The following is a 12,438-nucleotide window of genomic DNA, read 5'->3' as shown; positions in this document are numbered from 1 at the left end:
TGTCAGATTTGTCAACGCGGGCCATCCCGCCCCGCACAACCCTAACACCTTGGCCCGCATCAAAAAATCTTAGACAACAAGAAAGCAGGCCGCATGATGAACCGCCCATCTTCTGTGCATCCTCAGATCAGACACGTAACGTACCGGTCACAGGCAAGCTTTGGCTCAATGCCATCAATGCGTCGCGACGGGAGCCCGGCCACCGCTGCAAGATCGAAAAACGGGCCCGGTCCTAAGTTCAAAACCACGACGCTGAGCCTCCAAACTCGGAAAAATCCGCGAAACTCTAACCAATATCAGGGACCCGGGCCCGCGCTTTCCCCATAGCGCGGCACTTACATCCCGCGGCTTCCACCTTGTCAGATTTGTCAACGCGGGCCATCCCGCCCCGCACAACCCTAACACCTTGGCCCGCATCAAAAAATCTTAGACAAAGCTGCCGTTTGCTTCGCTCAGTTGAAGGTGTGCTTTGCGGATTGTTTCAAAACCACATGTCCCTGACCGTGCGTGCGTCACGCGGCAAGTCCTTAAAGGTTTTATGACCATCAAAGTGATCCATTGGCAGGTCGAAGATTGGGCCAGGATCGGTCAGGCGTAGATTCACAGCAGTGCGGTGGCGTCCACCTTCCCCGGCTGCTGTTCTGATGTAGTGTGTCACACAGCCGCAATTAGCACAGAAATGAAAGTCTATATCTCCGCCGTCATTGCGGCGGTAAGTGTTTGTTTTTCCAACCGAACGTATATCGTCATCAATATAGCCGTATGCCCAAAGAACACCGTAACGACGGCAGACCGTACAGTTGCATGCGGTTGCTGATTCAGGCAAATCTCTAAGTGTCCAGCTTACGTCGCCGCAATGACATGTTCCCTCTAGCATTTGGTGGCTCCCGTTAATTTCATCGCCGGATCATGTTAGCCCAACTGAACGGATTCTTCTCTGACTTCTGGGTGGATGATAAAGTACACGAAAATAAGCAGATATTTGTCCGCTCAGCGACATCCGATAGTCAGGGCATTTGCGACTGCACCGCCGATGAGGCCTGTTGCGCCTACGATAAGGATTTTCATGGGTATTCTCCGAAATTGAAGGGCTTCGCGTTGCCGCGCTTTAGCCGCAACGCGAAGCCGTGAGCGGGGTTAAGGTTTGACGCTGTAGTCCAGTTCTAGAGGGGCTGGGCCTTCAGCCGGACCAACGAGCTGTTCGATCTGCAGGCGGAAACGCTCGACCTGATCGCGCTTCAGCATGAACCGATGGAAGTCTGCAGGAGAGGTGTTGTAGTGCAGGTGCGATTTGTAGCCATTGGGCGATTCAATATCCATGCGCACCGGGAACTGCAGCCACTCGCCCTGGAATTCCTCAGAGAGCATCCAGTTCAGGTAGAGCTTGGCCGCCGCCTTGTTCTTGGCATCGGTCGGGATGGCCGCAGTCTGGAACCAGGTCAGAAAATAGTCTTCTTCCGGCAGCACGAGGCGGGTGTCGCTGCCTTCAAATGGCACGAATGCCCAGGATGTTGTGAAGCTCGCAACGTACCAGCCGTTGTCAATCGCGACATATGGCATTGACGTGCCGCGCACCCAAGTCGGCTCGGTCGCTACGAGTTTCTCCAGATACTCCCAGCCGTATTTTTCCTTCAGATTCCAGAACTGGTACAGGACCGCATCATCGGTATGCGGGTAGGTCAGGATGACTTGGCCCTTCAGCGCGGAATCCAGATAATCCAGCGCATCGCGTGGAGCGTCATCTTCATTGATCAGGCCGGAATTGAACACGTTGGTGAAGGCCACACCGAACAGACCAACCCAGTTTCCGTGTGGGTCCTTGTAGTCCGGGTAAACTTTCTCCCAGTTCCTGGGCTTGTAGCTTTCCAGCAACCCGCGCTCAGCATAATAGTCGTAGTCATGCAGCGTTTGCAGCTGGATGATGTCCGGCACTTCAGACTTGTCTGCATCATTGCGGGCGTTGTCGTAACGCGATGCATGATAAAAGCTCAGATCAACGCTGTGTGTAACTTTGATTTCTGGAAAACGTTCTTTGAACATATCCAGATAATAATCGGCTTGATCGTCCTTATCGCCACCCGCTCGGATGACAAGCTCTCCACCCTCGGCCACGGCGTCGGCATAAAGTTCTTCGAGAGACTTGGTTTCGATTTCTGTTGCAAGCGCGGAACTTGCGAAAAGCATTCCTGCAACAGCACTCATGAGCACATGTTTCATAAGAGTATTCTTTCTATGGGGGATGGGTGGTTATGCTGCGATGTCTTTGCCGGTGGTATACTCGTAGGACCGGCCAAGGATGGATTTGATGATGGCGAGTTCGGCCTCATCACGTGGCGAATAAACCATGACCAACCCAACGGGGCGGCGGCTCAGATCGACTAGGGTGTGATGTTCACCCCAACCTTTCTTGACCACTTCCAGTGCGTCAGCTTGGGGCAGTTGCACATGCATGCTGCCATTGTCGGGTTTGGGGTGGATATGGGCGATCTCCCGTCCGATCATGAATGCCTCATGATTGCAGGCGGCACCGTCATGCATGACCATGGCGCGTGCACCTGGAACCGACACAAGGCTGTGCGCCTCATCAACGCCAGGCAGGGAAAACGCCCAATCGCGCATTTGGTCAACGATGTCATCAGGACCGTGCTGGGTGACCTGGGCATGTGGCAGACCATGTGTGGTTTCCGGCTTGGAACCAACACGCTCAGGCAGGTTCAAGGAAGTATGCATTTCGTGTCTCCTTTGTTCGCTTGAACAACAGATAGCTTGTTACAATGCGCAAAATAATTCACAGTTTCAGCAAGGAGAGCTTGCATGAATGCACAGAAACTAGATTGGAGCGACGTCCCTTTTGTTCTTGCCGTGTGCGAGTCTGGCAGCCTGTCTGGAGCTGCGCGCCAGTTGGGGGTCAACCATTCGACCGTTTTTCGCAGGATCGAAGGAGTAGAAACCCGTCTAGGCGTCACCCTGTTTGAACGGTTGAGTCACGGCTACGTCATGACAGCGGCAGGGGAACACTTTTTCCGAAACGGGCTTCAGCTGCGCGATGGCATGAACAGTATCGAACGGGAATTGGGTGGACAGGACCTGCGATTGGAAGGCGCGTTGACGGTGACAACAACGGATTCACTGCTCCACTGTCTGGCCCCGGTATTTAAGGATTTTCAAAGAAAGTATCCGGACATAGAGTTGCGCTTGTTGTCCGGCACGCGCCCTCTCGATCTTATGCAGCGAGATGCGGACATTGCTTTGCGGCCGACAAGCGCGCCGCCGGAACACTGGATCGGCCGCAATCTGTCAAAGCTTGCTTATGCCGCTTATGCACAGAAAGACTACCTGCATATCGTGCAGGATCGACCGACGTCAGAGCACCGATGGATCAGGCTGAATGACAGTCTTAACCAATCCCCTATGAGTCAGATTACATTGCTGCACAAAACTGAAGGCGCACCGGTGACCATATCTAGTTCTCTGATGGGCGTCTTCGAACTGGTTCGTGGCGGCCTCGGTATTGGCGCATTGCCATGCTACTTGGGCGAGGCTTACGCTGATCTTGTTCGCGTCCACGATCCTGAGGAGACGTTTGATTCAAACCTCTGGATGTTAGCTCATCCTGACATCCGTCGAAGTGCCCGGGTTCACGCTTTCTTCGAGTTTGCGACCGTTAGAATTCGTGAGGTGTTGTCGGGTATTTGCTAAATGCGCGATCCGCTGAACCGACACTCGTGTATTGTGCAGCATTTGCAACTATGGACTCTTTGCCGTCATCGGAGCCGATGTAGCATCCGCATGGTGGGAGACTTGGGCCGTCATAGTGGAGGGCCCAATGCTGCAGTTCATGACAGATCGAGATGCTGCATCTGCCCTCCGCATTTAAGACATTCGTCGCAATTGCGGAATCTTGCGACTTGTAAGTCCAAATACTCGTGATCCAAGTTCGCAACCGACCAAATAGTTAGGCAATGGCATCACTAACGGCATAGTGAGGACGCTCTCTAGATTGACCCACCCTTTGATTGGTGGCTGGGTTTGACAAATATCACTACTCTATTCAGGATTGTTGTTATTTAAGAGCATTATAAGGAATTGGATATGGCGCACGAGACAACGCTTCAAGCGGCTAGAGACTCAATGAAATGGTGGAATATCTATTACCACACATTGCTCTCTATCCATTTTTTTCTAGGGATATCGGGTGTCGTAATCGGCGCTCTTATCGCTGCGAATTTTGATACCGAACTGTTTATTTTGTCACCGCAGTTTCTAGGCATACTTTCAACCGTTATCGTGGGGGTGGTTTCATTTGTCCAGCCGGGGCGGATGGCAAGTGTGTTCTTTGATGCATATTGGCGGATGCGTGTAGAAATTTTGCGGTATTCCAACAAAGAAGAAGGCAGCGAGGATCTTTTAGAAGCTATTGAAAGCGGGTTCCTCACCGTCGCTACAATTCAACCAGAAGCGCTCAAGAAGCACGAGCAAATCAAAGAAGATCAAATGGGCGATGATCAACTTTCCGATGAGGAAATAGAACGCCTTGTAAAATTTCGGCAGCAGATCATCAATGAGCGCGAAGACGAGGCAGGTTCATCTGAGCAAAAACCAGAAGACAAATAGAACATTTTTGAAGTATTTTGAACAGGTTCATCAGAGTTTGTCATGAGGATGTAAAGCGGGTTTGATGGTGTCGGCTTGGTTGACTCGAATTGAGATTGGTGCAACGCTTCTGTCATTTAGAGGGGTAAGTTTATGAGAGTTATATTGGCACTTATGCTTGCTACAATTTTAGCCGTAGGAACCGAAGCGGGCGCTTTGACACTCACATTCAACAACTCATCTAATGGCCTTACGACGCAGACTGAACAAGGTTTCGCTTTTCAAAATAGCGTCCCATATAATCCGGGAAATGTGCTATATCTACATGACGACGGTGGCATTATCACCTCAACATTCTCCCGTCAAAATGGACAAAGGTTCAATGTTCTAGGAGGAAGCTTTTCTGGCTATAGTTTACTCTATAAGGCTGTTTCTGGGGCGCATCCGGCGGGCAATTCGAATTTGGAATATTACTACAATGGCCAGCTATCTCACTTGGCCTTTGTTCCTGACCTATATTACTCAGTCCAGGGTTATCGTTCTGGCCAACTCGTTGCACAGGTTACTCAATTGGCAACAATTGCAGGCAATGTCGGTTGGGGGCGTCTATTCTCCAATATTGATCAGTTTCGCCTTTCACTTCTCTTGCCGAACAATCGCACAACCTACGCTCCAAGGTGGCCCGGAGGGGGCGCAATAAATTTACCCTACGCTCCTGGTAATTACTTTTGTAACGAATGGTGCGGCGGCCTCCAGCTCGACAACTTAAAGATTGCACCCGTCCCGCTTCCAGCCGCTCTGCCGCTACTTGCATTGGTGCTTATGGGCCTTGGTTTCATTGGTTGGCTGCGCCGCCGAATGGCTTAAATCGCTATTTAGTTCGGCTCACAGCGGTCATCCAGCGTTCAGGTCCTGAATTGTCCTCATTTGCTTGGTGTTACGCAAATTCGCATCTATCCTGACTGAATGTGTGGACGTTTTGCAGCCGGTCCAGTAAGCGCGACCATCAACATAGTTATCATTCATGCAGCTCACAGCATTCGGTAGAATGGGCTCTCTCCGGACATCGGAGAAGTTGTGGCATTTGACGCTGCACCTTGAGATCGTCAGTCAAGAGCGGCCCAATGCTGACATTCAGTTAGATCAAAATCAGCCAAGCTAGCTATCCGAAACCGGACTTTGGTTCACAGTGCAGCATTTTGGACTGACGAACGGACAATCTACGTGGGAAAGAGTGAATTTGTTGTTGTTTCTCCAATGTCCGATTGTAATTGAAGGGGTGTGTCTTGGTGTGCCAGCAAGTATGGTGAGTGAAGTCGCCTCAAGCCATTTGATCTGCTCTCTCATACTTGGGTGGCCATTAGGCATTTTCGACTTGGCTTACTCTAGTAGAGTGTTATCGTCCAATCTGTTCTTGAATCGTCGAAGGAGCGCTTAATGGCGAGCGTTGGAACCGTTTTTTTTGACGGTCACAATGATGTTTTGTCCAAGATTTATCGCGCAGGTGGAATAAGCCAGGTGCGCGGGTTTATCGACGGACGCGACGGTGCCGTAGACTTGCCCAAAGCACAGGCAGGTGGTTTTGGTGGCGGCTTTTTCGCGGTCTATGTGCCATCCCCGATTGATATGGACGAGAAATACGAGGAGATGACCAAGGCCTCTTACGATTTGCCTTTGCCGGACCCGATTGAGTATGTGGATGCCTTGCCTGTCGCCCTCGCCCAATCCGCAATACTGCTTGAGCTTGAACGCCTAGGTGCGCTGGCCGTGTGCCGGACAGTTGCCGACATTCGAGGCGCGTTTGACGCAGGCCTGATCGCCGCAATCTTCCATATTGAGGGCGCCGAGGCGATCGACAGTGATTTGCACACGCTTGACGTTTTGTATGCGGCAGGCCTGCGTTCCCTAGGCCCAGTCTGGAGCCGTGACACCAAGTTCGGCTATGGTGTTCCGTTTCGGTTCCCGTCTTCCCCAGATATCGGCGAAGGCCTGTCTGAACTGGGCATTCGCCTTGTTCGGCGATGTAACGAACTTGGTATCATGCTGGACTTGTCTCATCTGAATGAAGCGGGTTTCTGGGATGTGGCGAAACATTCTGACAAGCCGCTGGTAGCGACCCATTCCAACGCCCATGCGATTTGCCCTCATTCAAGAAACCTGACCGATGATCAGTTGCGTGCAATCGCTGAAAGTGACGGTATGGTAGGATTAAATTTTGCTGTGGCATTCCTGAGAGAGGACGGGCGGATGCTGCCTGATGTGCCGCTTGCGCAGGTCCTGACGCATCTCGATCACTTGATAAACGTGCTGGGCGAAGATCGCGTTGGGCTTGGGTCCGACCACGACGGAGCAGTTGTACCGGAAGATCTGACAACAATCGCAGACCTTCCAAGACTAAGACAGGCAATGAACGAGCATGGCTATGATGAGCCCCTCATCAAAAAGCTGTGCCATGAAAACTGGTTGCGAGTGCTCGGAAAGACCTGGGGGTCTGGATGAGCGTGATGACCAAATTGAATTTGTAACAGGAGAGGTGAAAAACATGAATGTATTGAAAAGATTACTGGCCAGTATGGCGCTTGGGCTTGCGGCCACTGTTACGGCGGTGCCGTTGGCGTTGGCTGAAACGCCCCCTAACATGTTGGTTATCGCCAATCGAATTGACGATATCACCACGCTTGATCCGGCAGAAAGCTTTGAATTTGCGGGGTCTGACGTCAGCCGAAACGTCTACATGAAATTGGTCAACTTCGACCCGGCCGACCTGGATGCAGGTTATCAGCCTGAAATCGCTGAAAGCTGGGTGGTCGGTGACGACGGAAAATCAATTACCTTCACCATTCGCGAAGGGCTTAAGTTCCATTCGGGTAATCCGATCACGGCAGCCGATGTCGAGTTTTCGCTACGCCGGGCAGTGATCTTGAACAAGACACCAGCTTTTATCCTCACACAGTTTGGCTTTACTGAGGGTAATGTGGCCGAGACGATCAAGGCCGATGGGAACACGGTCACGATCACGACTGACAAACCCTATGCGATTTCGTTTGTACTGAACTGCCTGACCTCAACGATTGGTGGAATCGTCGATATGCAAACCGTCATGGCCAACGAGGCCGATGGCGATATGGGCAATACCTGGCTCAAAACCAACACCGCCGGATCCGGTGCCTATTCCCTGGTCAGCTGGAAACCCAATGAAAGTGTGACCCTGCAATCGAACCCCGATTACTATCTGGGCGCGCCCGCGATGGAGCGCGTGGTCGTGCGTCATGTCGCGGAAAGCGCCAGCCAGCGCTTGCTGCTGGAACGTGGCGACATAGATGTGGCCCGCAACCTTAATCCAGAAGATATTGCCGGCGCCCGCGAAGCTGAAGGTGTCAAAATCTATGACGAACTGCGTGGCCGCCTGATGTATCTGTCCTTCAATCAGAAGCATCCCGAGCTCAGCAAGCCGGAGGTTCTTCAGGCGATGAAATACCTGGTGGATTATGAAGGGATGCAGAACAGCTTCCTCAATGGCCAGTACATCACCCATCAGAATTTCCTGCCCAAGACGTTTCTTGGAGCGGTCGATGAAAACCCGTTCAGCCTGAATGTCGAAAAGGCCAAGGAACTGCTGGCCGCAGCCGGCGTACCCGAAGGGATCGAGCTTGAAGCCGGCGTTCGCGAGGCGCAGGAGCGGATCGAAATCGCGCAGACCTTCCAGAATGCGCTGGCGCAGGTTGGCATCAAGCTGAACATCACGGTCGGCACTGCCAAACAGATCCTGGCCCGATACCGGTCGCGTGAACTGGATGTCTATGTCGGTGCCTGGGGGCCGGATTATCCTGACCCGCACACCAATGCCGGGACTTTCACCTACAACCCCGACAATTCCGACGAAGCGCAAGCCACCGGTCTGCTGGCGTGGCGGAATTCCTGGGATACAGGTGGGTTGACTGAAATGACCGCCGCTGCTGTGGTGGAAAATGATCGCGACAAGAGGGCGGCAATGTATGCCGATATTCAGGCCCAATTCCGCGAGACCTCACCCTTTGTGATTATGTTCCAAAAGACCGAACAGGCCGCAATGCGTGACAATGTCCAGAACCTCAATCTGGGTGGCGCTACCACCGCCGTTTCATACTGGCCGGTCACAAAATAGATGGCACTTGCCGAAAGTAATCGCGAGGGGCGTCGCCGAACGCCCTTCGTATCTTTTTTGAAAACCGCAAGCACCAGTTTGCTGTCTGTTGCTGTCACGATGCTAGGGCTGTTGGCGGTGACATTCATTATTGGGCGGGTCATGCCGATTGATCCGGTTCTGGCCATTGTCGGAGAACGCGCATCAAAAGAAACCTACGATGCGGTTTACCAACAGCTTGGCCTCGACAGACCGGTTATAGTCCAGTTTTTCTACTATATCAGCGATGTCGTTCGAGGTGATTTTGGCATGTCGCTGTTGAACGCGCGGCCTGTGTCTGAAGACATTGCCCGAGTATTTCCCGCCACGCTGGAACTGGCCACGCTGGGCACCATCTTTGGTGTTTTGGTGGGCGTGCCGCTCGGCGTAATCGCGGGCGTCAAGGCTGGGTCATGGATTGACCAAGTTGCCCGGGTGGTGGCGCTTGTTGGTTATTCGATGCCGATTTTTTGGCTGGGTCTTGTGGGGCTGTTGATTTTTTATGGCATTCTGGGCTGGGTTGGTGGACCGGGCCGATTGGACATCTTTTACGTCGATATTGTGCCAACAAGAACCGGTATGATCCTGATCGACAGCGCAATTGCCGGTAATTGGGACGTTTTCCGCAACGCATTCAGCCATTTGATCCTGCCAGCGTCGCTGCTGGGTTACTATTCCATGGCTTACATCAGCCGCATGACACGGTCTTTCATTCTCGAACAAATGAGCGCCGAATATATTGTTACCGCGCGCGTCAAAGGTATGTCGGAACGCGCAGTGATCTGGCGCCATGCCTTTCGTAATATCCGGGTGCAGTTGATCACCGTGATCGCTCTTAGCTACGCCAACCTGCTTGAAGGTTCTGTCCTGACCGAGATTATCTTTTCCTGGCCCGGGATTGGCAGCTATATCACAACGGCACTCCTCAGTGCTGACATGAACGCTGTACTTGGGGGCACGGTTGTTGTCGGGCTGATCTTTGTCTGCCTCAACATCCTATCGGATCTTCTCTACCGCATCTTTGATCCGAGGTCGAAATGAGCGATCTTACCCTTCGGCAATGGCTCCTATCGGATGCACCAACGTCGCGCCGTCAAGCACGCTTCGCGAACCTGTACAAAGGTTGGCTGAATTTTCGGTCGAACACGATGGCCATGTTTGGCCTCGGCATTTTGGTCGCACTGGTGCTCATCGCTTTTTGCGCACCGATTGTTGCGCCCCACGATCCTTACGCTCAGAATCTGGCCAACAGGCTACAGCCAATCGGCTCTGATGGGCATTTGCTGGGGACAGATAGCCTCGGGCGCGACATCTTAAGTCGCCTGATCTACGGCAGTCGCATCACCCTATATATCGTTACGCTTGTGGCTCTGATCGCACCTATTGCAGGGCTGCTGGTTGGCACCGTTTCCGGCTATTTGGGTGGATGGGCAGATATCGTCTTGATGCGAATTACGGACATATTCCTTGCCTTTCCTCGACTAGTACTTGCCTTGGCATTTGTGGCGGCTCTGGGGGCGGGGATCGAAAACGCGGTGCTGGCCATTTCGCTGACCGCCTGGCCACCTTATGCTCGGATCGCACGTGCCGAAACTCTTACGATCCGCTCGTCAGACTATATCAGCGCCGTCCGTCTTCAGGGGGCGGGCGCACTACGCATTATTACCAAGCACATCTGGCCGCTCTGTATCTCATCCCTGATCGTGCGCGTGACATTGGATATGGCGGGCATCATCCTGGCTGCCGCAGGCCTCGGATTTCTCGGGCTTGGTGCACAACCCCCCAGCCCGGAATGGGGTGCAATGATTTCAGGTGGGCGGCGCTTTATCCTGGATCACTGGTGGGTTGCGACCATTCCGGGCCTTGCCATCTTTACCGTCAGCCTGGCGTTCAATCTGCTGGGCGACGGATTGCGTGACGTCCTGGATCCGAAAGGCAAAAGTCAATGATGCTGCTGGACGTTAAGGACCTCTGGGTCAAATTCCCGACGCGTCAGGGATTGTTCGAGGCAGTGCGAGGTGTGTCCTTTTCTTTGGGCAAAGAACGACTGGGCATCGTGGGCGAAAGCGGTTCCGGAAAATCCATGACAGGCCGCGCCATTTTGCGCCTGATCCGCCCGCCGGGTATTGTCGAGGCCGATCACATCACCCTTGAAGGTCGCAATCTGCTGGACGTGACCGAGAAGGACATGCGCGAAGTGCGCGGCGAAAAGATTTCTATGGTCATGCAGGATCCCAAGTTTTCGCTCAATCCAGTGATGCGCATCGGAGATCAGATCATGGAGGCCTATCTGGTCCACAATAGTGTCTCGAAATCCGAAGCCCGGGCTAAATCGGTCGAGATGCTTGAAGCGGTCTCGATCCGTGATCCCGAGCGCGTCATGCGCGCCTATCCCCACGAAATGTCCGGCGGTATGGGTCAGCGGATCATGATCGCGATGATGCTGATACCGAATCCGCAGATCCTAATTGCGGACGAGCCCACCTCCGCGCTGGATGTGACGGTTCAGCGGCAGGTGCTCGACATCATGGACAAGCTGGTGAAAGAGCGCGGCATGGGCTTGATTTTCATCAGCCACGACCTGAACCTTGTTGCTGAATTCTGTGATCGCGTGTTGATCATGTATGCTGGGCGCATCGTCGAGACCTGCGACGCCAATAAGTTGCATGATGCAAAACATCCCTACACACAGGGCTTGCTCAACTCATTGCCGCGCTTCGACCAGCCGCGCCGGCATCTGGACGTGCTCAAACGAGATCCGTCCTGGGCAGAAGTGCCAAGCGTAAAGGGTCACACATGACCATGATCACAATAAATGGATTGAACGTTTGGTATGGTGATGGGCGTGACCATGTGGACGCCGTAAAGAATGCCTCTTTCGAAGTAGCTGCAGGCGAGAGTTTTGGGCTGGTCGGCGAAAGCGGGTCGGGCAAATCAACCATCCTCAGGGCAATCACCGGGCTTGCTCCCAATTGGTCCGGCACGATTAGCATAGAGGGCAAACAATTGTCCCACGGCAAACGCGACCGCGAATTTTATCGGCGCGTGCAGATGGTGTTTCAGGATCCCTATGCTTCGCTTCACCCGCGTCATACTGTCGATCAGGTCCTCAGTGAAACGCTCGATCTGAATGGCATAACAGGGATCGACCAGCGCGTAAGCCGATTGCTGGATGGTGTTGGCCTAGACGGCAAATTTCGGTTTCGCTACCCGCACCAGCTATCGGGCGGACAGCGCCAACGCGTGGCAATCGCGCGTGCGCTCGCCGGAGAGGCTAACATCATCCTGTTGGACGAACCTACCTCAGCGCTTGATGTATCGGTCCAGGCTGAGATTCTGAACCTGCTGACCGATCTTCGCGAGGAACACAACCTGACATACCTGATGGTATCGCACGACCTTCCCGTGATCGGCCATATGTGCGACCGACTTGCCGTGATGAAAGACGGTGAAATTGTCGAAACGCTCACCGTCGACTCGTTACGCGCTATGCGGGCACAGCACGAATATTCGCGTTCGCTACTCAAGGCCTCAATCGTTTGAGCGTATCCATGCTTGTATACCCAGACTTTTGACAACTGTTTCCTGAACCGATCGGCCCAAAGGAGATGGGGTGGATGGCTCCTGCTCCCCCGGCGTCGCAATGCGCCATACTGCATTTGTCTATCACTGCTAGGAAAGGA

The 12,438-nt window shown here is 53.1% G+C and carries 13 protein-coding genes; 10 read left to right on the top strand and 3 right to left on the bottom strand.

The genetic code is table 11. The annotated features are described in order from the left end of the window. Nucleotides 1–481: 481 nt before the first annotated feature. Nucleotides 482–877: a GFA family protein gene (locus LC334_RS22530; RefSeq protein ID WP_085802563.1), complete on the bottom strand. Its 396-nt coding sequence runs from the start codon at nt 875–877 to the stop codon at nt 482–484. A gap of 32 nt (nt 878–909) precedes the next feature. Between LC334_RS22530 and LC334_RS22525 the strand changes: the two genes are divergently transcribed. After that, a complete protein-coding gene (locus tag LC334_RS22525) occupies nt 910–1,131 on the top strand; it encodes a hypothetical protein (protein ID WP_085802562.1) in 222 nt (73 codons plus the stop codon). A gap of 6 nt (nt 1,132–1,137) precedes the next feature. Here LC334_RS22525 and LC334_RS22520 read toward each other — a convergent pair whose 3' ends face one another. Next, entirely contained in the window at nt 1,138–2,217 is a 1,080-nt protein-coding gene (locus tag LC334_RS22520; RefSeq protein ID WP_085802561.1) for an ABC transporter substrate-binding protein, read from the bottom strand. A 30-nt stretch (nt 2,218–2,247) separates the two neighbouring features. Continuing rightward, nucleotides 2,248–2,730 (bottom strand): luciferase domain-containing protein, encoded by a 483-nt coding sequence (locus LC334_RS22515; RefSeq protein WP_085802560.1) that lies wholly within the window; start codon nt 2,728–2,730, stop codon nt 2,248–2,250. Nucleotides 2,731–2,814: 84 nt separating this feature from the next. Between LC334_RS22515 and LC334_RS22510 the strand changes: the two genes are divergently transcribed. From LC334_RS22510 to LC334_RS22470, 9 genes are all read left to right on the top strand, one after another. Next, nucleotides 2,815–3,699 carry a LysR family transcriptional regulator gene (locus LC334_RS22510; RefSeq protein WP_085802559.1) on the top strand — a complete coding sequence of 295 codons (885 nt, stop codon included), beginning with the start codon at nt 2,815–2,817 and terminating at the stop codon, nt 3,697–3,699. Between the two features lie 393 nt (nt 3,700–4,092). Further along, entirely contained in the window at nt 4,093–4,614 is a 522-nt protein-coding gene (locus tag LC334_RS22505) for a hypothetical protein (RefSeq protein ID WP_139836559.1), read from the top strand. 132 nt (nt 4,615–4,746) lie between these two features. Further along, nucleotides 4,747–5,460 carry a hypothetical protein gene (locus LC334_RS22500; protein ID WP_223413131.1) on the top strand — a complete coding sequence of 238 codons (714 nt, stop codon included), beginning with the start codon at nt 4,747–4,749 and terminating at the stop codon, nt 5,458–5,460. A gap of 570 nt (nt 5,461–6,030) precedes the next feature. Then, a complete protein-coding gene (locus LC334_RS22495) occupies nt 6,031–7,092 on the top strand; it encodes a dipeptidase (RefSeq protein ID WP_085802557.1) in 1,062 nt (353 codons plus the stop codon). A gap of 43 nt (nt 7,093–7,135) precedes the next feature. After that, nucleotides 7,136–8,737 (top strand): ABC transporter substrate-binding protein, encoded by a 1,602-nt coding sequence (locus LC334_RS22490; protein ID WP_085802556.1) that lies wholly within the window; start codon nt 7,136–7,138, stop codon nt 8,735–8,737. Further along, on the top strand, nt 8,738–9,796 hold the full coding sequence (locus tag LC334_RS22485) for an ABC transporter permease (protein WP_085802555.1): 1,059 nt from the start codon (nt 8,738–8,740) through the stop codon (nt 9,794–9,796). Further along, a complete protein-coding gene (gene nikC / locus LC334_RS22480; RefSeq protein WP_085802554.1) occupies nt 9,793–10,704 on the top strand; it encodes a nickel transporter permease in 912 nt (303 codons plus the stop codon). The genes LC334_RS22485 and nikC overlap by 4 nt, the downstream gene beginning before the upstream one ends. After that, nucleotides 10,701–11,555: an ABC transporter ATP-binding protein gene (locus LC334_RS22475; RefSeq protein ID WP_085802553.1), complete on the top strand. Its 855-nt coding sequence runs from the start codon at nt 10,701–10,703 to the stop codon at nt 11,553–11,555. The genes nikC and LC334_RS22475 overlap by 4 nt, the downstream gene beginning before the upstream one ends. Continuing rightward, entirely contained in the window at nt 11,552–12,298 is a 747-nt protein-coding gene (locus LC334_RS22470) for an ABC transporter ATP-binding protein (RefSeq protein ID WP_085802552.1), read from the top strand. Before LC334_RS22475 ends, LC334_RS22470 begins: the two co-directional genes overlap by 4 nt. The last annotated feature ends 140 nt before the right edge of the window (nt 12,299–12,438 follow it).

This window comes from Roseovarius aestuarii (assembly GCF_019966515.1).
In the GTDB taxonomy this organism is placed as follows: Bacteria; Pseudomonadota; Alphaproteobacteria; order Rhodobacterales; family Rhodobacteraceae; genus Roseovarius; species Roseovarius aestuarii.
The sequence above is the reverse complement of the archived record's forward strand: the minus strand, read 5'-3'. Positions and strand labels throughout refer to the sequence as shown.